Annotated in this window: 17 protein-coding genes, 1 tRNA gene, 1 other RNA gene and 1 pseudogene; 4 read left to right on the top strand and 16 right to left on the bottom strand. The window is 44.7% G+C overall.

The features are described 5' to 3' along the window. Window positions 1-290: 290 nt before the first annotated feature. The 7 genes and pseudogenes from BGL89_RS15810 to radA form a co-directional block, all read right to left on the bottom strand. Window positions 291-1,220 carry a lysylphosphatidylglycerol synthase transmembrane domain-containing protein gene (locus BGL89_RS15810; RefSeq protein ID WP_286826510.1) on the bottom strand — a complete coding sequence of 310 codons (930 nt, stop codon included), beginning with the start codon at window positions 1,218-1,220 and terminating at the stop codon, window positions 291-293. Further along, window positions 1,213-1,671: a DUF29 domain-containing protein gene (locus tag BGL89_RS15815; protein ID WP_286826511.1), complete on the bottom strand. Its 459-nt coding sequence runs from the start codon at window positions 1,669-1,671 to the stop codon at window positions 1,213-1,215. The genes BGL89_RS15810 and BGL89_RS15815 overlap by 8 nt, the downstream gene beginning before the upstream one ends. Window positions 1,672-1,683: 12 nt before the next feature. Continuing rightward, window positions 1,684-2,139, bottom strand: coding sequence for a DUF29 domain-containing protein (locus BGL89_RS15820; protein WP_286826512.1), 456 nt, complete (start codon window positions 2,137-2,139; stop codon window positions 1,684-1,686). Between the two features lie 12 nt (window positions 2,140-2,151). Continuing rightward, window positions 2,152-2,607 (bottom strand): DUF29 domain-containing protein, encoded by a 456-nt coding sequence (locus BGL89_RS15825; RefSeq protein WP_286826513.1) that lies wholly within the window; start codon window positions 2,605-2,607, stop codon window positions 2,152-2,154. 12 nt (window positions 2,608-2,619) lie between these two features. Next, a pseudogene (locus tag BGL89_RS15830) lies at window positions 2,620-3,075 on the bottom strand (DUF29 domain-containing protein). A 72-nt stretch (window positions 3,076-3,147) separates the two neighbouring features. Continuing rightward, window positions 3,148-3,249, bottom strand: a complete 102-nt coding sequence (gene petL / locus BGL89_RS15835) for a cytochrome b6-f complex subunit PetL (RefSeq protein WP_002752397.1) — start codon at window positions 3,247-3,249, stop codon at window positions 3,148-3,150. 45 nt (window positions 3,250-3,294) lie between these two features. Further along, on the bottom strand, window positions 3,295-4,821 hold the full coding sequence (gene radA, locus BGL89_RS15840; RefSeq protein WP_149986179.1) for a DNA repair protein RadA: 1,527 nt from the start codon (window positions 4,819-4,821) through the stop codon (window positions 3,295-3,297). Between the two features lie 233 nt (window positions 4,822-5,054). Here radA and rpaB point away from each other — a divergent pair, with 233 nt between their 5' ends. After that, complete coding sequence (gene rpaB, locus BGL89_RS15845; RefSeq protein WP_002734727.1) at window positions 5,055-5,783, top strand: response regulator transcription factor RpaB; 729 nt, start codon at window positions 5,055-5,057, stop codon at window positions 5,781-5,783. A 9-nt stretch (window positions 5,784-5,792) separates the two neighbouring features. Then, entirely contained in the window at window positions 5,793-6,434 is a 642-nt protein-coding gene (locus tag BGL89_RS15850; protein WP_286826514.1) for a cofactor assembly of complex C subunit B, read from the top strand. A gap of 184 nt (window positions 6,435-6,618) precedes the next feature. On the opposite strand, the gene BGL89_RS15855 is transcribed toward BGL89_RS15850, so the two are convergent. The 3 genes from BGL89_RS15855 to BGL89_RS15865 all read right to left on the bottom strand — a co-directional run bounded on the left by BGL89_RS15855 (window position 6,619) and on the right by BGL89_RS15865 (window position 10,512). Further along, window positions 6,619-6,885, bottom strand: a complete 267-nt coding sequence (locus BGL89_RS15855; RefSeq protein ID WP_286826515.1) for a class I SAM-dependent methyltransferase — start codon at window positions 6,883-6,885, stop codon at window positions 6,619-6,621. Window positions 6,886-6,916: 31 nt separating this feature from the next. Beyond that, complete coding sequence (cphA, locus tag BGL89_RS15860; RefSeq protein ID WP_286826516.1) at window positions 6,917-9,550, bottom strand: cyanophycin synthetase; 2,634 nt, start codon at window positions 9,548-9,550, stop codon at window positions 6,917-6,919. Between the two features lie 107 nt (window positions 9,551-9,657). Then, complete coding sequence (locus tag BGL89_RS15865) at window positions 9,658-10,512, bottom strand: cyanophycinase (protein ID WP_286826525.1); 855 nt, start codon at window positions 10,510-10,512, stop codon at window positions 9,658-9,660. A gap of 373 nt (window positions 10,513-10,885) precedes the next feature. Between BGL89_RS15865 and trmD the strand changes: the two genes are divergently transcribed. After that, complete coding sequence (gene trmD, locus BGL89_RS15870) at window positions 10,886-11,581, top strand: tRNA (guanosine(37)-N1)-methyltransferase TrmD (RefSeq protein WP_286826517.1); 696 nt, start codon at window positions 10,886-10,888, stop codon at window positions 11,579-11,581. A 24-nt stretch (window positions 11,582-11,605) separates the two neighbouring features. Here trmD and BGL89_RS15875 read toward each other — a convergent pair whose 3' ends face one another. The 3 genes from BGL89_RS15875 to BGL89_RS15885 all read right to left on the bottom strand — a co-directional run bounded on the left by BGL89_RS15875 (window position 11,606) and on the right by BGL89_RS15885 (window position 14,661). Beyond that, window positions 11,606-13,102 carry a serine/threonine-protein kinase gene (locus tag BGL89_RS15875; RefSeq protein ID WP_286826518.1) on the bottom strand — a complete coding sequence of 499 codons (1,497 nt, stop codon included), beginning with the start codon at window positions 13,100-13,102 and terminating at the stop codon, window positions 11,606-11,608. Between the two features lie 121 nt (window positions 13,103-13,223). Then, window positions 13,224-13,295 (bottom strand) — tRNA-Gly (locus BGL89_RS15880). A 319-nt stretch (window positions 13,296-13,614) separates the two neighbouring features. Continuing rightward, window positions 13,615-14,661, bottom strand: coding sequence for a glucokinase (locus tag BGL89_RS15885; protein ID WP_286826519.1), 1,047 nt, complete (start codon window positions 14,659-14,661; stop codon window positions 13,615-13,617). Window positions 14,662-14,950: 289 nt separating this feature from the next. Between BGL89_RS15885 and ccmP the strand changes: the two genes are divergently transcribed. Further along, window positions 14,951-15,592, top strand: a complete 642-nt coding sequence (ccmP, locus tag BGL89_RS15890) for a beta-carboxysome protein CcmP (RefSeq protein ID WP_110578761.1) — start codon at window positions 14,951-14,953, stop codon at window positions 15,590-15,592. Between the two features lie 22 nt (window positions 15,593-15,614). Here the strand turns inward: ccmP and BGL89_RS15895 are convergent, their stop codons facing one another. The 3 genes from BGL89_RS15895 to ssrS all read right to left on the bottom strand — a co-directional run bounded on the left by BGL89_RS15895 (window position 15,615) and on the right by ssrS (window position 17,671). Further along, window positions 15,615-15,869 (bottom strand): hypothetical protein, encoded by a 255-nt coding sequence (locus tag BGL89_RS15895; RefSeq protein ID WP_286826520.1) that lies wholly within the window; start codon window positions 15,867-15,869, stop codon window positions 15,615-15,617. Window positions 15,870-15,925: 56 nt separating this feature from the next. Then, entirely contained in the window at window positions 15,926-17,302 is a 1,377-nt protein-coding gene (locus BGL89_RS15900) for an NAD(P)/FAD-dependent oxidoreductase (RefSeq protein WP_286826521.1), read from the bottom strand. A 181-nt stretch (window positions 17,303-17,483) separates the two neighbouring features. Next, a non-coding RNA gene (ssrS, locus tag BGL89_RS15905) (6S RNA) lies at window positions 17,484-17,671 on the bottom strand. Window positions 17,672-17,902: the final 231 nt, after the last annotated feature.

The raw sequence follows: 17,902 nt of genomic DNA on the forward strand, positions 1-17,902 counted from the left end.
TCTTCTATCAGTGCCGGAGAGGTGGCAGTTTCGTCGCTTTTGGCAATCGTCATTTTTTCGGCCTCTCTAGGTGGGAGTATCCATGTTTTTGCTGATTATTGATCCTATGTTACATCAGAATTTGGGAGTCAGGAGATAGATTTTAGTAGTTGAGAAAATTATCTTCGGTTAACAATGATCAAAACTTTTCTTCTGGGTGCGTTACATTTGGCTAACACAACCGACTAATACTAAAAAGGAGCAATAGATAATCAGTTTTTAATAACCAGATTTAGTATAATATCCTTAAGCTAACCAAAAAACTTGGCTTTATCTTTAACTAATTTTGTCCCGATTCCGGCGGCAATGACTTCAGAGAGAATGCTAATTAAACGATAGATAGCAACGGTGATAAGTACGTTGGCGGCGGGAAATTTTTCTGCGTCTAAAAGTGCGATTACTGTGGCTTCAAAAACTCCTAATCCTCCCGGCGCACCGGGGACAACTAAACCCAATAACCAAGCAAAACTAAAGGTTCCTAAGAGGGGTAAAATCTGAGCGGGGGTAATCATTTTTAATACCATCCAAGCTAAAATAAAACCTGCACCGCGCCACAATAAAAATCCAGTTTCACCCAGGAGAGGTACAAGAGGATATTTAGTTAGATAAACAGGTTCTTGAGCAATCTTTTTCTTTTGGCTAAGGATTTTCAGAGGATAATTTAAAAATTTGGGATGAATGCCGATTAAAATTAATCCTAAAACTAATATCTGTATCCCTAGACTTGAGCTAGATTTCATCCAACCTAAACCACTACCAATAACTGCTATGGCTAAGGCTGCACACACCAGCAATAAAAGTTCTAATACAACGCTTAAACTAGCGGTTCCCCAATCACTTCCTGCTTTATTAATTGCCACAATGCGAGCATAAAAGTGGCCGATATTACCGGGTAGATATTTTCCTAAATTGGTAATCATATAGATGCCAATTCCTGTGGAGGGTTTAATCGGTTGTTGATAGCTTTTGAGTATCCATGTCCACACCCATCCTGCCCAAATTTGAGCGATAATGGTGGTGACAAGTGCCAAGAAAAGAAATAACCAGCCGTGATTTTCAATTCTAACTGAGGTGACGTTATCCCAGTTATTTTTAAGGTTACTGAGAACAAAAAATAAGGTTCCACCAATAATCAGCCAACGTAGAAACTTTTTCAGCATTTCGTTTTTTCCTTTATTCATTTTCTGGAGGAAACCAATTGAGATCGAGCAGATTTTCTAAACTGTAGGGACATTCCCCAGGAAAACTAACTTGATTATCGGTTTTTTCTCTAACATAATTTAAAGCTTTCTGGTAAATACGAGGTAATTCTTTAGTGAGATAATTGCGGAGATTAGTAGTTAAATAAGTGTCGATCTGGTTTTTGAAATTGACGATTTCTGAACGCCAATGACTACGATTATATGTTCTTTCCTCTGTCCAAAACTGTAATAATAAAAAATGTCTAATAATTTGCTCTAATAAACTAGCAACACGAAACTTTTTCTCGCTGCCCAAGTCTTCTAATTCCTCGATTAAGTTTTCTAAGTCTAAAGCGTCAAATCTCTTCGCTTTTAAGAGTTCTATAGTTTCTTCCAACCAGAGAGAATCATCAATTTCGTAGAGAGTTTTTAAGTCGGGAATAACAGTCATTTTTTATCTCCTTTATTCGTAATGTGGTAGCCAATTAGGATCGAGAAGTTCTTCTAAACTGTAGGGACAAGTATTGGGAAAGTTGACTTGATTGTTGGTCTTTTTTCTCACATAACGGATTGCCTTCTGATAAATATTATCAAATTCCTGTTCTAAATATTTCCGTAAACTTGCCGTTAGGTAGGTATTTAATTGATCTTGAAAATTTACCAGTTCTGACTCCCAATGACTTTGATTATATTCTCTTTCCTTTGTCCAAAATTGCAGTAACAAAGCATGACGAATAATTTGCTGTAAAAAACTAGCAACACGAAACTTTTTTTCGCTGCCCAAGTCTTCTAACTCCTCGATTAAATTCTCTAAATCTAAAGTGTCAAATCTTCTCGCTTTCAAGAGTTCGATGGTTTCTTCTAACCAGAGGGAATCATCAATTTCGTAGAGAGTTTTTAAGTCGGGAATAACAGTCATTTTTTATCTCCTTTATTCGTAAGGTGGTAGCCAATTAGGATCGAGAAGTTCTTCTAAACTGTAGGGACAAGTATCAGGGAAAGTAACTTTATTCTTTGTCTTTTTCCGCACAAAGAAAACTGCATCTTCATAAATGTTAGTTAATTCATTTTGTAAATAATTACGGAGATTGGTGGTTAAGCCTCTTTTTAGCTGAATTTGAAAGTTGACTATTTCTAACTCCCAGTGATCCTGATTATATTCTCTTTCATTTGTCCAAAACTGTAGGAGTAAAAAATGTCTAATAATTTGCTCTAATAAACTGGCAACACGAAACTTTTTTTCGTTTCCCAAATCTTCTAACTCCTCGATTAAATTATCTAAATCTAAAGCGTCAAATCTTTTAGCCTTGAGCAGTTCTATGGTTTCTTCTAACCAGAGGGAATCATCAATTTCGTAGAGAATTTTTAAGTCGGTAATAACAGTCATTTTTTATCTCCTTTATTCGTGACGTGGTAGCCAATTAGGATCGAGAAGTTCTTCTAAACTGTAGGGACAGGTATCAGGAAGGTTGACTTTATTATCGTTTTTTTGACGAACGTATCGCAGGGACTCAAAGTAAATTTGCTCAAATTACTGTTCTAGATATTGACGAAGATTTGTAGTTAAATAGCGCTTTAACTGATATTGAAAACTTATTATCTCTGCTTGCCAATGAGCCTGATTATATTCTCTTTCGCTTATCCAAAATTGCAGTAACAAAGCATGACGAATAATTTGCTGTAAAAAACTAGCCACACGAAACTTCTTCTCGTTTCCCAAATCTTCTAACTCCTCGATTAAATTGTCTAAATCTAACGCTTCAAAATTTTTAGCCTTGAGCAGTTCTATAGTTTCTTCTAACCAGAGAGAATCATCAATTTCGTAGAGAGTTTTTAAGTCGGGAATAACAGTCATTTTTTATTTCCCCTAGAATTGGCAATAGTGACCAGTTAAACCGATCACTACAGCTTTTTTACTGTTTAGATACTAGATAATTTTAGCGGAGCGCAGACCGAAAAAGAGACCGAGGGCAATTCCGGTAAAAACGATCAGATAACCCGCCAAAGCAGCAACAGCTAACACAGACATGGTGAAAATCTCCCAAGTAATTTAATCTTTTTTAGCATTGTACCGTTATTCTTGCCCTTCCCCTTCCTCGTCTTCTATATCTTCCCCAAAGCGCTGCTGGGGGGGGATTGCGGCGACAATTGCCTCGATTACCTTGCCGACTGGAACAATTTCTAAGCCCACATCTTCGGGATAAACTTGACCTCTAGGGACAATCGCCCGTTTAAAGCCCAATTTCGCCGCTTCTTTTAATCTTAGTTCCATTTGCGACACTAGGCGCACTTGTCCGCCTAATCCCACTTCCCCGATTAAGACTGTGCGCGGATCCACAACTCGATCGCGAAAACTGGCGACAACAGCGATCGCAACTCCCAGATCCGCCGCCGGTTCTTCCACTCCCAACCCTCCTGCGGAGGCAACATAGGCATCTAATTTCGATAAAGGAATACCGACGCGCTTTTCTAAAACGGCGAGAATTTGCTGTAATCGGTTGTATTCTATGCCCGTGGTCGATCTTCGGGGGGAAGCGTAGCTGGTGGGGCTAACTAATGCCTGTAACTCCACCACAATCGGGCGTGTACCTTCACAGGCTACCACCGTCGCCGTACCGGGGGAAAATTCGTCGCGATTGCCTAAAAACAATTCCGAGGGGTTTTCCACTTCCACCAAACCGTGATCCACCATCTCGAAAATACCGATTTCATGGGTTGCCCCAAAACGGTTTTTCACGGATCTTAAGAGACGATGGGAGGCATAGCGATCGCCTTCAAAATATAACACCGTATCGACCAAATGTTCCAAAACTCGCGGACCGGCGATCGCCCCTTCTTTAGTCACATGACCGACAATTAATAAAGTAATATTCTCCCGTTTTGCCACCTGCATCAAGGCGGAGGTACATTCGCGAACTTGGGCGACGGATCCCGGTGCGGAAGTTAACGCCCCAAAATAAAGAGTTTGAATACTGTCAATTACCGCCACCTGTGGGCGGAGAGATTCTAATTCTCGCAAAATTTCCTCTAAATCGGTTTCTGGCAGAACATAGAGATGATTATCGAGTTCTGAGGTTGATTCAGAGGCTTTTTTCTCCTTGCCATTGCCATTATTTTCCGACTCCACGGCAACCACTCCCACCCCCAAACGGGCAGCCCGCAGTTTAATCTGTTGTCCCGATTCTTCGGCGGAAACGTAGAGGATGCGCGGTAATCTTTGGGCGAGTTGGTTGGTAACTTGCAGTAAAAGCGTCGATTTGCCGATGCCCGGATCGCCGCCGATTAGTACAAGAGAACCGGGGACGATGCCACCACCGAGGACGCGATCAAATTCCCCGTAACCGGAGGGAAAACGTTCCTGTTCATACTGGGTAATTTCCGAGAAGCGAACCGAGATGCGCGGTTGGGGGTTGCGTTGCCCTTTGCCGTTATTTGGGCGACTATTTTGCCATCCTGGGCGATTTACCGCCGGATTATTGCCACCAGCCACCACTTGTTCTTCTAAAGTCCCGTAGGTGTCACAACTGGGGCATTTTCCCAACCATTGGGGAGATTCCGCCCCACAAGCGCTACAGATATATATTGTTCGCGATTTCGCCATGTTTTTTAAGAAAAGTTGAAGAAAAGCGGTTTGGGGATCAATTCTCTTGTCAAATTTAATTAAGTATGATAGAGGGGAAGCAAGACCCTAAAGTTATTGATAATTGCCATAAAAGAAATAAAATAGGAAATTTAGGCTTAATGATAACGGCAAAAGTATATTCTATAAACAGGAACGCTCGTTATTTAACTTTAAAATTCATCACACTATTTAACTAAGGAGTGTTAAGTCAGTTGGAGAACCAGAAGGAAAAAATTCTCGTTGTTGATGATGAAGCCAGCATCCGTCGTATCTTAGAGACTCGTTTGTCGATGATTGGTTATGAAGTCGTCACCGCCGCGGACGGAGAGGAAGCTTTAGAAACCTTCCGAACCGCTGAACCCGATTTAGTGGTTTTGGATGTGATGATGCCGAAATTAGACGGTTACGGTGTCTGTCAGGAACTCCGCAAAGAATCGGATATTCCTATCATTATGTTAACGGCTTTGGGGGATGTGGCCGATCGAATTACCGGGCTAGAATTGGGCGCGGATGACTATGTAGTTAAACCTTTTTCTCCCAAAGAACTCGAAGCGCGGATTCGTTCGGTGTTGCGTCGGGTAGAGAAAAATGGCGCACCGGGGATTCCCAGTTCTGGTGTGATTCATATCGGTTCAATTAAAATCGATACCAATAAACGCCAAGTTTATAAGGGGGATGAACGCATCCGTCTGACCGGTATGGAATTTAGTTTACTAGAATTATTGGTCAGTCGATCGGGAGAAGCTTTTTCGCGCTCGGAAATCCTTCAGGAAGTTTGGGGTTATACCCCCGAACGTCATGTGGATACGCGGGTGGTAGATGTGCATATTTCCCGTTTACGAGCCAAATTAGAGGATGATCCCAGCAATCCTGAGTTAATTCTCACCGCTAGAGGTACAGGCTATCTTTTTCAACGTATTCTAGAACTAGACGAGGAATAGTTCTCAGCTATGGCACAAGCTGATCCCGATCGTATTTTAAGACTGTTACCCCTGTTCGCCGGCATCGTCGGGGGTACGGTATTAATGTTTAATCGTTTTGCCACTGCCGATTTAACCCCATCGCAAGCGCGTTCCGATGTGATGGGAGTGATTTTGAGTGGGGTTTTAATTTTGGTGGGTTTAATCTGGCAAAGAGTTCAACCCCGCTTACCGGATGCTGTGGAATTAATCGGGCGCGAAGGCCTGGAATTTGCCCCAGATTTGCCAGAACCGGTTAAAATTGAGCTTGCTTGGGCTTCCCATTTACTTTTAACTAACACCGTGACAAAATCTCTGATCGTTTATTATCGGGGAGAAGTTTTATTACGTCGCGGTATCCTAAGGGAGAATTCTGAAGTTAAAGTTAGTAATATTATCAAAAGAGTTTTAGAAACCGGTAAAGCCGTTTATTTAGTTAATTTAAATTTATATCCCGCTAAAATCGAGTTTGACTATTTGCCAGAAAACACCCAAGGCTTAATCTGTCAACCCATCGGTAAGGAAGGGGTGTTAATTTTGGCGGCCAATGCGCCGCGCAGTTATACTAAACAAGATGAAATTTGGATCGAGGGAATTGCTGATAAATTAGCCGACACTTTCAGTCAGTTTTAGACGATTTCAGTAAGATTTAAGAATTTGGTTCAGATGAGAGTAGGCAATTAGCGGCAGTTATCTCAATGGCGAGATAGCGATACTTTGCCAGCGATCGAAGCTTTTAAAAATCGTTAACTGACAGCCAACTGAATATTTTTTGAAATTTTATTTATCTTCAATTTCTATCTCGTCAATTGTATCATCAGTTAAGCCCAACTCTTTCTTTACGATAAAATTCACCAGCAAATATTTTAAACCATTCAACATAATCATCAGCGTCCACATTGCCATACTCTTTTTTTCTTACTAAGGCAAAAGGTGGGGAAGTACAAATCAAATCGACACTCTCATCCGGCAACTCCCCCATCAGTGTCAGGCTATTACCCAAATAAGCGGAACCAAGCCGAGTCTCATAATAGGGATTTCGGCTGATTTTGATTAAACCATCGTACTCAGTAACAATTGGCACTACTTTATTTTCTAGCTATTTTTCCTAACTGCTAACCCCGATCATCAGTAGGGGGTTGATGTTTCTCGATCAAATCGATCGCCTGGGTGACACTTTCCGGGAAAATTACCACTAAACCCCCCTCAGAAACCGTGCTTAAAGCCTTCTCTAAAGCCTCCGTTTCATCGAGAATAACTTCCGGACGCATACTGGCATTTTCTTGGCTAATTCCCCTGAGAATTAAATCGGCCACTTCCCCCCGTCGGCGACCGCGAGTATCGTTATCTTCCTTGACAATAATTCGATCGAACATTTGGGCCGATAATTTCCCTAATAAAATTAAATCATCATCGCGTCGATCGCCAGGTCCCCCAACCACGCCGACTTTTTCCCCGGACCAATTGCCGACAAAACCGCCGACGGCTTCGTATCCGGCGGGATTATGGGCATAATCGATTAAAGCGTGATGATGTCCCAAGTCAAACAGGTTCATCCTGCCGGGGGTCTGGGCCACGGAAGGTTTAAAAGTTCGGATACCTTGGCGAATTAACTCGATATCGATACCCTGCACAAAAGTGGCTAAACAGGCGGCCAAGGCGTTAGCAATCATAAAAGGAGCCATTCCCTGCATAGTCACGGGAATATTGACTGCTTCCTCGATTCTCAGCGTCCATTCTCCCTCTAGAATCGACAGATAGCCATTCTCATAGATGGCGGCCATGCCACCGCGACGGATATGGTCGTGAATAATCGGGTTATCGGGACTCATGGAAAAATAAGCGACTCTTCCCTTTACTTTTTCGGCCATACTAACGGTCAAAGGGTCATCGGCATTTAAGACCGCGTAACCCTCGGCGCTAACCACCTCGGCCACAACGCTTTTTACCTTCGCCATCTGTTCGATGGTGTCGATATCCCCGATACCCAAATGGTCGGCGGCCACATTTAACACCACTCCCACATCGCACTGATTAAAGGCTAAACCCGATCGCAGGATACCACCCCGGGCCGTTTCTAACACGGCAATCTCGACTGTGGGCTCCTTCAAAATCATACCGGCGCTGTAGGGACCGGTGTTATCGCCCTTTTCTACCAGATAATCATCGATATATACCCCGTCCGTCGTGGTAAATCCGACTACTTTCCCCGTTTGTCGGCAAATATGAGAAATTAAGCGGCTAGTGGTGGTTTTGCCGTTAGTTCCCGTAATCGCCAGAATTGGCACGCGACTGGGAGTCCCGGGGGGGAATAACATATCGATAACTGGGGCGGCGATATTGCGGGGTAAACCGCGACTAGGGGCGACGTGCATCCGAAAACCGGGGGCAGCGTTGACTTCTACGATTACCCCGTCCACTTCTTTCAGGGGTTTGCGGATATCATCTGTCACCACATCGATACCGGCAATGTCCAAACCGATTAATTTTGCCACTCTTTGGGCGATCCAGACGTTTTCGGGGTGAATTTCGTCGGTACGATCCACGGCGATGCCGCCGGTGCTTAAATTAGCGGTGGCCCGCAGATAGGCGATCGCACCTTGGGGTAAAATGCTGGTTAATTCATAGCCCTGTTTTCCTAGCACATTAAGGGCGGTTTTGTCAATGGTTATTTTAGTTAAAACGTTGGCGTGACCGTCACCCCGGTTGGGATCCCGATTAGTAATTTCGATTAATTCTTCTATAGTTGAGCGCCCATCACCGACGACGTGAGCGGGAATCCGTTCGGCCACGGCGGCAACTTTGCCATTTATGACTAAAATTCGGTGATCACTGCCTTTATAGTACCTTTCTACGATCAAGCTGCGGGTTTTCGAGGCGGCACTGGCTAGATCATAGGCTTCCTCTGCTTCCTGTTGATTTTTAACATCGATGCTGATGCCGCGGCCGTGGTTGCCATCGAGGGGTTTAATCACGATGGGAAATCCTCCCACTTCCTCGATTGCCGCTGGCAATTCATCCAAGTATTGAATCACCGTACCCCGGGGGACTGGAATCCCTCCATCCTTGAGGACAGTTTTCGTGCCTTCCTTGTCACAGGCCAACTCAACGGCTAAAATCCCCGAAAAACTGCTTAAAGTGGCTTGAATGCGCTTTTGGTGAACGCCATAGCCCAATTGCACCATGGAACGAGCGCTCAGGAGTAACCAGGGGATATTTCTAGCTTGTGCTTCTTTGACGATGGTTTCGGTACTCGGACCAAGGGCGGCATTATTGCATAAATCGCGTAAATCGGCTAAATCCTGGGCCAATTCTTCCTTAGAATAGGTTCCCGTATCGACAAGGGATTGACATAAACGCACGGCAGCCCGACCCGCATAACGTCCCGCTTGCTCGTCAACGTACTCAAATACCACGTTATAGACTCCGGGGGTGGAAGTGCCTCTAGTGCGACCAAACCCGACGGGAGTTCCTGCCAGTTCCTGCAATTCTAGGGCGATATGTTCGATAATATGGCCCATATAAGTACCAGTGCGGACTCGTTCAAAGAAACCGCCGCGATAACCGGGGGAGCAGTAATGTTCGACTAAACTGGGGAGAACGTCGATTAATCCCTCGTAAAAGCCTGGGATTTCATTCGATGGCTTCTCTGCGAGATCTTCGAGATCTAGACGCATAACAATGAGCTTGTCGCGACGAATACTCCAGTAGTTGGGACCGCGCAGGGTTTGGGTTCTGATAATTTTCATGATATAGCCGATGTTCGCTGTTGAGAAGCACAAAGAAGCCGTTGTTTATTGTCTGGTTTTCCGAGATTAGTAGACTGTTCACTATGAACAGTTTTTCAGGAGTTTTTTTACCCTAATTTAGCGATCACTTGCTGTTTTTTGAGATGATAGCCATCACCGTAGGCAAGAATATGTACCCGCAGATTATGCAGACTCAGGGGTTCGTTAGCGGTGACGTGATGGTGGTTGGTGTAGGACATTTCCCTAGCATCAATTACCGTCACTGTACCGCAGCCGATTACCGTCATCGTGCCATCCCGCTCAAACATAGCGCAGGTATCCTCATCGATGCCAATTCCTAAACGTTCGGGATAACCGGAGATAGCGCTCATTAACCGAGCCATGCGGTTGCGATTGTGGAAGTGTTGATCGACAATGACTTCAGGAATGAGACCTAATCCCATGGCCATATCTACTAGGGCCCGATTGGGTGCTTCCCCGCTGCTGCCCCCAGCAATCATGTGATGACCCATAACGGCGGCCCCGGCGCTAGTTCCGGCCAGAGTCAGTTCTCCCTGTTGCACTCTTTGTCTGATCCTTTCCATCAGGGGGGTATCGGAGAGCAAACCGCATAAACGCAGCTGGTCGCCTCCGGTCATAAATACACCTGTACATTCTTCGATGTAAGCTTGAAATTGGGGGTCTTCTCCCTGTACACGATCGCGAATATCGATAACTTTGACGTATTTTGCTCCCATTTCCTCGAAAATCTTCTGATAGCGATCGCCAATCAAAACCGGTTCTCTGGAAGCGGAGGGAACAATAGCGATCACCGCTTCGCTACCCCCGGCGCGATTCCAAAAGGTGTGCAGTATCTCTTTACCGTGGACTTTATCCTCGGCACCACCAATGACTAAAATCGCCGTTTTGAGAGATATGGGGGTAGGATTTTCGTGGTGTTGGGTTTCTAGCTCGATGATCATGTCACTGAACGAATAGACATTTTTAGGGATGGAAGGTTTTTCGGGAAGATGGACAAGTATTTTAATGTTATTTTCCCTGAACGGTTGACGGAAAAAAATGCGGTTTAGGAATATTTTTCGGGACATCAAGCAATAGTAGAGGCGATTTTAGCAATTTTCTTCGATCCACTGCCAATGACGGACTGTTAGTTAACTTTAAGTCTAGGCTAGACTTCGATCACTCAAGCTAGAGCCAGAAAAACCCCTAGACAGTACAGCATAGTCTATCATGTTATCGAGATAGACTAGCGCCAAATTAGCAAGATTTTAACCGATCGAACCGTGACAAAATGATACATTAAACACTATCCCAGTCTAGGCCTTAATTTTTCCCGTGCAGTTTGACATCATTACTCTCTTTCCCGATTTTTTTACCTCACCGCTGCAGTCGGGGTTATTGGCAAAAGCTCTCGAACGCGACATCGCTAGGGTAAATTTGCTCAATCTCCGGGATTTTGCCCACGATAAACACCGTCGTGTCGATGATGAACCCTACGGTGGTGGTGTGGGAATGTTATTAAAACCAGAGCCAATTTTTGAGGCGATCGAGTCTTTAGAAATTTTACCACCCCGGGAGATTGTGCTGATGACTCCCCAGGGGGAACCTCTCAATCAAGCTTTACTGAAAACTTGGGCCGGTAGTTATCAGCAGTTAATTCTCATCTGCGGGCATTATGAAGGGGTAGATGAGCGGGTTTGTGAGCATTTGGTGACTAGAGAGGTATCTTTAGGGGATTTTGTCCTAACTTGTGGGGAAATCCCTGCTTTAGCGATTATTAACGGGGTGACGCGGTTGTTACCTGGGACGGTAGGTAAGGCAGAATCGTTGAAATTGGAGAGTTTTGAGGCAGGTTTATTGGATTATCCCCAATATACTCGGCCGCCGGTCTTTCGCGGTTGGCAAGTGCCGCCGGTTTTGCGATCGGGTAATCATCAGTATATCGCCGATTGGCGCTATCAACAACAACTCGATCGCACTAAGGAACGTCGTCCGGATATCTGGCAAAAATGGCTAGAGGAACAGGATTAATCCCCCAAAATGCTGGCTCGCTGCCTACAATTTCAGGTGATTAAGGGCTAAATTCCGTTGTTGGAGAGCGAATTGATGGCTAGGCTCTAGTTGTAGGGTTTGGTTAAAAGAAACCACTGCTTCCGAGAAACATTTTAACTTGTAGAGACAACAACCCCGTTGATACCATGCCTCAGCCTTTTGGGATTGTAACTGTAAAGCCTTATTATAAGCGGCGACCGCTTCACTGAGTCGTTCTAATTCCCGTAAAGCTTCGCCTTTGCTAAACCAAACATTAGCATCGGATTTAATGGCCAGGGCTTTATTATAGGCCGCTAGACCTTCGGCATAACGTTGCATCCGACATAAAATCATGCCCTTGTAATGCCATGCTTCCAGATAATCTGGCTGCAGTTGAATTGCCTTATCCCAAGATGCGATTGCGGCGCTGATTTGTCGTAAATTAGCTAAAGCGATGCCGCGATAAAACCAAGCCCGAGCATTATTATTCTCTAATTGAATTACCTGATTAAAAGACCCTAAAGCTTCGGGAAAACGCCCTAATCTTTGCAAGGCCAGACCGCGATTATACCAAGCATTGACAAAATTGGGCTTTTTTCGCAGGGACTGCTGATACAATTGAACTGCTTCGCGATGCTGCCCCAAATCGAGGTGTGCGTTACCGCGATAAAACAGCTCCTCTGGTGAAATTTCCCTGATTAAAGCTTGTTGGTGACGCAATTGCAGTAACTGTTTTATGGCATCTAAAACTTCTGCTGCCGAGGGAAAGCGTTGGCGCCAGTCATAACGGGTCATTTTATCGATAATAACTGCTAGATCATCTCTAACATCGGCCTGATTGCGCCAAGCGATTTCTCCGGTTTCGGCATCTTCGGGAAATTGCGTCGGGTTGAGACCAGTTAAGGCTTGAATAGCGATGATTCCCACGGCATAGACATCGCTAGACAATCGCGGTTTATTTTGCGCCTGTTCACTAGGCATATAACCAGGGGTGCCAATCCCAATGGACACACTGGTCTGTTTTGCTTTTAGCCATTGAGTCCCCACTTGTTTGACTCCACCAAAGTCGATTAAAACCAACTTGCCCTCGTGGCGACGGATAATATTATTGGGTTTTATATCTCGGTGAATGATATTATTTTGGTGGACAAAAGCCAGAACTTCCAAGATATCTTTTAATAACTGAATTACCTGACTCTCTTCTAAACGCTTACCATTAGAGATTTCCTGACTAAGATCGTGACCATCGATAAATTCTTGAACGATATAAAAAGAATTATTTTCCTGAAAACTGGCGAAAAATTGCGGTATTTGAGGATGATGGCCGAGTTTTTCTAAAGCTCTGGCCTCACTCTCAAATAATCCTATAGTAACTTCGTTAACCACTTGGGGCATTAACTGTTTGACCACACATTGAGGACGGCCGCGGCGATAGTTATCTTGGGCTAAAAAAGTTTGACCAAAAGCCCCTTGACTTAGGGGTTTAATAACCTGGTAACGTCCCCCGATAATTAGTTTCATGGTAGCGATAGAATTATCTTTACCCTAGAGCAGCTTGACGGGACGGTTAACAACCAAAGGGGTTAACTTGCTCATGCCCATCTTGCCATTTAATTCATATATTACATCAATTGTCGTCAGAAGCGGGTAACGCGACTCGAACGCGCGACATTCACCTTGGGAAGGTGACGTTCTACCACTGAACTATACCCGCAAAAGTCTTCCTAATCATAGCATTGACCCCCCAGCCAGAGCAACTGCCCTAGGCTGTTTTCCATCACCGCATCAGTGCAGTTTGTCGGCAAAACTGGCCCGGTCGCAATTTAACATTTTTTCCTAACAGGACAGTAGGGCTTTTTCTAGCTGTTGTTCGGCATTTTTTCGGCTTTCTAGCGGCTTTTGTTGATAAACCCCAAAAATAACATCTAAGCCCCCCCAAGCACAGCCAAGGGCAGTAAAACCGTGCTGGAGAACATTTTTTGATCGCTTGCCTTAATCGCTGCTGCCGTTGGTAAAATCCAGTCAACCCTCGCTCAAAGCTGACTAGCGCAGGAAACTGCCCCCATTAGTCCCACTTCGGTATTAAGAACGATATAAACGGGAATATTGCTTAATAGCTCCCTCATCCGACCTTTAGCCCGAAAAGCCTTCATAAAGCTACCCTCGGTCATTAGGGGAAGATTTTTGGCCGCAATCCCTCCCGCGATGTATAATCCTCCGTAGGGAAGCAACTTGAGGGCTAAATTGCCCGCTTCCGCACCGTAGGCCTCGACAAAGATTTTCATGGTTTGATAACAGAGATAATCCGAGTCATCTTGGGCAAAACTGGCAATTTTAGCCGCTAAATCGACGGTTTTTTGCGGTTTACCTATTTCTTCTAACCAAGTGCGGTAAATTTCCGCCATGGCCGGTGATGACTGACTATAGTTACTATCGTGGAGAAATCGATAGATAGAAGTGATTCCTTGCCCGGAAACCACTCGCTCCACCGAAATGCGCTCGATATTATAGAGTTCCAAGAGATAATTTAATAGTTGATATTCTAAACTCGATCGAGGGGCAAAATCGGCGTGGGAACCCTCACTACCAAACACCCGATATTTACCCTTCGAGACAGGAATCAAAAAACCCTCTCCTAACCCAGTTCCTGCACCAATAACCGCAATCGGGGCCTCTGGTACTGCCGGGGCTGACTGTAGATTGTGCAGCTCCTCTGGGGCTAATCCTAACACCCCATAACCGATCGCCGCAAAATCATTAATTAATTTTACTCGCTCAATCTGCAGCTCCTGGCTTAGGCGATCGCCAGTTAGGAACCAACTTAAATTAGTCAATTCGGAACTATTGTTAACCACTGGACCGGCAATACCGAAACAGGCTTTTTCCACCGAGGGAATAGTGACTTGTCGGGCTAAAAACTGCTGGACGATCGGCACCAGATCGGGGTATTGTTTACTAGGATAAATTTCTTGATCGAGAGTAGTTAGCCGGGGTTGGGGACTATCGGCTGAGTTTTGGCAATCCACTAAACGCAGGATTGTTTTAGTTCCCCCGATATCTCCCCCTAAAAGAATCGTCATGCTGGTTTTTCCCTTAGTTTGTCCCCATAATTATAGTTTTTTTACCGCTTCCCCCAGGTAAATTTAAGGGCCACTAATTCTATAGTATAGTTAAACATGGTAATGCCTAAGCCCTAATTAAGGATTGATTAATCGTCGCTCCGGGGTTGGAATGGGGATTTGCCAGAGGACAGAAACGGGACTTAAAGACATTTTAGGTCTAAATGTAGCCTCAAGGCGATCGATAGGGCGGCAGAAGCTATCACTGTCCCCATAACTTTTAAGATAGACCAGAGAGGGAGAAATTAGCGTGGGTGTAGAACTTCGCAGTTACGTTTATCTTGACAATTTACAGCTTCAACACGCCGCTTACATCGGTACAGTCGCCCAAGGATTTTTACCCCTACCCGGGGATTCTTCCCTCTGGATTGAAATTTCCCCCGGCATCGAGATTAATCGCATCACCGATATTGCCCTCAAATCCGCCGTGGTTCGTCCGGGGGTTCTATTCGTAGAACGACTCTATGGACTCCTAGAACTCCATTCTAGCAGTCAGGGAGAGGTAAGGGCGGCCGGTCAGGCAATTTTGCAGTATTTAGGCGTTAGTCAGCGCGATTGTCTGAAACCGCAAATTGTCTCCAGCCAAATTATTCGCAACATTGACGCTTACCAAGCCCAATTAATTAACCGTAGTTCTCGGGGTATGATGTTAATGGCGGGACAGACTTTATATGTTCTAGAAGTGCAGCCGGCCGCCTACGCTTCCCTGGCCGCTAATCAGGCCGAAAAAGCCGCTTTAATTAATATCCTACACGTTACTTCCGTGGGCAGTTTTGGCCGCTTATATTTAGGGGGAGAAGAACGAGATATTATCGCTGGTTCTAGGGCGGCAGTTTCAGCTTTAGAAAATATTCAAGGTCGAGCTTTTCCCGGTAGCGACAAAAAAGAATAAGACAAGACAACAGGATTTCGCCCTATTGAGGAGATTCAAAAATTAGTTCGCTATTATTCAGTTTTTCAACGACTAAGTTGCGATAGAGTGTCACCTGACGAAGGATTTGGTCGGGATTGTTTTTCTTGTTAGAAAACATGAGCATTTTAATCGATTCAAATTCTATTCTTGTGATCACACCATCTTTGATCGCTCGTTCAATTGTAACTCGTAAATATTCTAATTCTTGGCTTTCCTCTGGGGTAATTTTTAGACTGTTAGGACATTCTATTTTCATTATTGATCGATTGTTCTTACCGGCTAACTGATAACTGGATAATCACGGCTATTTTTTCACACTTTCACAATCGGTGCAGAGAGAGTTTCCGTCTGGCTAGAAACGGCTAGATTATTATTTTGGCCGTTATTTTGCGGCAATTGTCCAGAAGCTAAATTTTGCCCCTCTCCCGTAATCAAACGAGCGCCACGACCGCGGGTAAAATAATTCCAACCCCATTGCACCATCACCACTAATTTATTATCAAATTCGATCAGATAGTAAATATGGGCCCAAACCCAGACTAACCAAGCGATGAACCCGGAAAACTTGACAAATCCCAAATCAACCACGGCCGCATTTTGGCCGATAACTGCCAGACTACCTCGATCGATATAATGAAAAGGTGGAATAGTTTGCCCTTTTAGGCGAGAAATTAATAAATTCGCTAGATATTCGCCCTCCTGCATGGCCACGGGGGCAATTCCGGGTAAAGGTTTATCTCCCTGATGGGCAAAATTAGCCAGATCCCCGATCACAAAAATATTGGCATAACCGGCGACACTTAAATCCGGTTCGACGATTACCCGGCCGACGCGATCAAGATTTACCCCGGTTCTTTCGGCCAAAATTCGCCCCATTCTCGATGCTTTTACCCCTGCTGCCCATAAAATTGTCTCGGCGGCGATTTCTGTCGTCTTTTCTCCCTGACGGACGCTGACACAACCTTCAACAATATTGGTAACGATGCTGTTAGTTTGCACTGTCACCCCTAATTTTGTGAGAGAAGCGGCAGCTTTAGCGGATAAATCGGGGGCATAGGGAGGTAATACTCGATCCATCCCTTCTAAGAGCAAAATTTTCGCTTCTGTGGGGTTAATCTGGTGAAAATCCGACCTAAGCGCACCGTGGGCAATTTCGGCGATCGCACCTGCTAATTCTACCCCCGTCGGTCCGCCACCGACAATAACAAAAGTTAATAAAGCTTGCCGCTTTTCGGCATCGATTTCTTTCTCGGCCTTCTCGAAAGCGAGATAGATGCGACGACGCATTTCCACTGCGTCTTCAATGGTTTTTAACCCGGGAGCGTAGGGTTGCCATTGATCATTGCCAAAATAGTGATGACTGACTCCCGTGGCAATAACTAACTGATCGTAGGCGATCGGCGGGTGATCTTTCAAGATCACTTCTCCCTTAACTGGATCGATATCGATGGCCTGATCGAGGAGAATATCTGTATTCTCATGGCCCCGTAGGATTAAGCGCAAAGGTGAGGAGATATCGGCCGGAGACAGCGCCCCAGTAGCGACTTGATAGAGGAGGGGCTGAAAAAGATGGAAATTGCGCTTATCGATGAGGGTAACATGAACGGGGGCGTTTTTTAGGGCTTTGGCCGTGTATAAACCCGCAAATCCGCCGCCGATGATAAGAACTCTTGGCTGTTTTTCAGTCATTGCTTAACAATAATTCATAAATTTCTCCCTAGTGTAGTCCGGATTGTCACAATTTAGCGGTGACAAGCGTTACCGAAAACAGCAGTCTTTAACCTAGAAAAAATATAAATCAGAGCTTTTTTGGCCAGCGAGGAGGGCAAAACCAACGAGGTACAGGGACTCTGATATGCTCAAAAAACTTGAAAAGACCGCTACGCCGTTTTACCTAAGTTTATGACCTGGGTTAACCAGGTGGGAACTTATATTCCGCGTTTCTGTTTCCGAGTACAAGCTCGGTTTACTACCACACGAATTGGTTATTCGCTCCCTTATCACAATCAAGCATAGATCAAAAAACTTGAAAGGCAGTCACCAACGTAGAAGCCCGATTTAGTTTTATCGTAGCATTTTTTTTTCTCAGAGGCAAGAGGGGCGATTCAGTGATCAGTGATCAGTGATCAGTTATCAGTGATCAGATTTGAGTTTTCAGTTTACTGTTTACCGATCACAGCCAAAAAGCCTGCCAACAACCAGCAATTCCCAATGCAAACGGTAGCACAGAATACAGAACCCGTCTTACTCTTGCCTTTCAAAATGGAGTGAAGGGTTTGAACAGTGGGT

The organism is Microcystis sp. LSC13-02, assembly GCA_002282935.1.
Classification (GTDB): domain Bacteria; phylum Cyanobacteriota; class Cyanobacteriia; order Cyanobacteriales; family Microcystaceae; genus Microcystis.

Bases quoted from the DNA above. Each gene is read 5' to 3' on its own strand.
- BGL89_RS15815 (WP_286826511.1), bottom strand. From the start codon at position 1,671: ATGACTGTTATTCCCGACTTAAAAACTCTCTACGAAATTGATGATTCT.
- BGL89_RS15825 (WP_286826513.1), bottom strand. From the start codon at position 2,607: ATGACTGTTATTACCGACTTAAAAATTCTCTACGAAATTGATGATTCC.
- BGL89_RS15865 (WP_286826525.1), bottom strand. From the start codon at position 10,512: ATGATCATCGAGCTAGAAACCCAACACCACGAAAATCCTACCCCCATA.
- BGL89_RS15885 (WP_286826519.1), bottom strand. From the start codon at position 14,661: ATGACGATTCTTTTAGGGGGAGATATCGGGGGAACTAAAACAATCCTG.
- radA (WP_149986179.1), bottom strand. From the start codon at position 4,821: ATGGCGAAATCGCGAACAATATATATCTGTAGCGCTTGTGGGGCGGAA.
- BGL89_RS15810 (WP_286826510.1), bottom strand. From the start codon at position 1,220: ATGAATAAAGGAAAAAACGAAATGCTGAAAAAGTTTCTACGTTGGCTG.
- petL (WP_002752397.1), bottom strand. From the start codon at position 3,249: ATGTCTGTGTTAGCTGTTGCTGCTTTGGCGGGTTATCTGATCGTTTTT.
- cphA (WP_286826516.1), bottom strand. From the start codon at position 9,550: ATGAAAATTATCAGAACCCAAACCCTGCGCGGTCCCAACTACTGGAGT.
- BGL89_RS15895 (WP_286826520.1), bottom strand. From the start codon at position 15,869: ATGAAAATAGAATGTCCTAACAGTCTAAAAATTACCCCAGAGGAAAGC.
- BGL89_RS15875 (WP_286826518.1), bottom strand. From the start codon at position 13,102: ATGAAACTAATTATCGGGGGACGTTACCAGGTTATTAAACCCCTAAGT.
- BGL89_RS15820 (WP_286826512.1), bottom strand. From the start codon at position 2,139: ATGACTGTTATTCCCGACTTAAAAACTCTCTACGAAATTGATGATTCC.
- BGL89_RS15900 (WP_286826521.1), bottom strand. From the start codon at position 17,302: ATGACTGAAAAACAGCCAAGAGTTCTTATCATCGGCGGCGGATTTGCG.
- BGL89_RS15850 (WP_286826514.1), top strand. From the start codon at position 5,793: ATGGCACAAGCTGATCCCGATCGTATTTTAAGACTGTTACCCCTGTTC.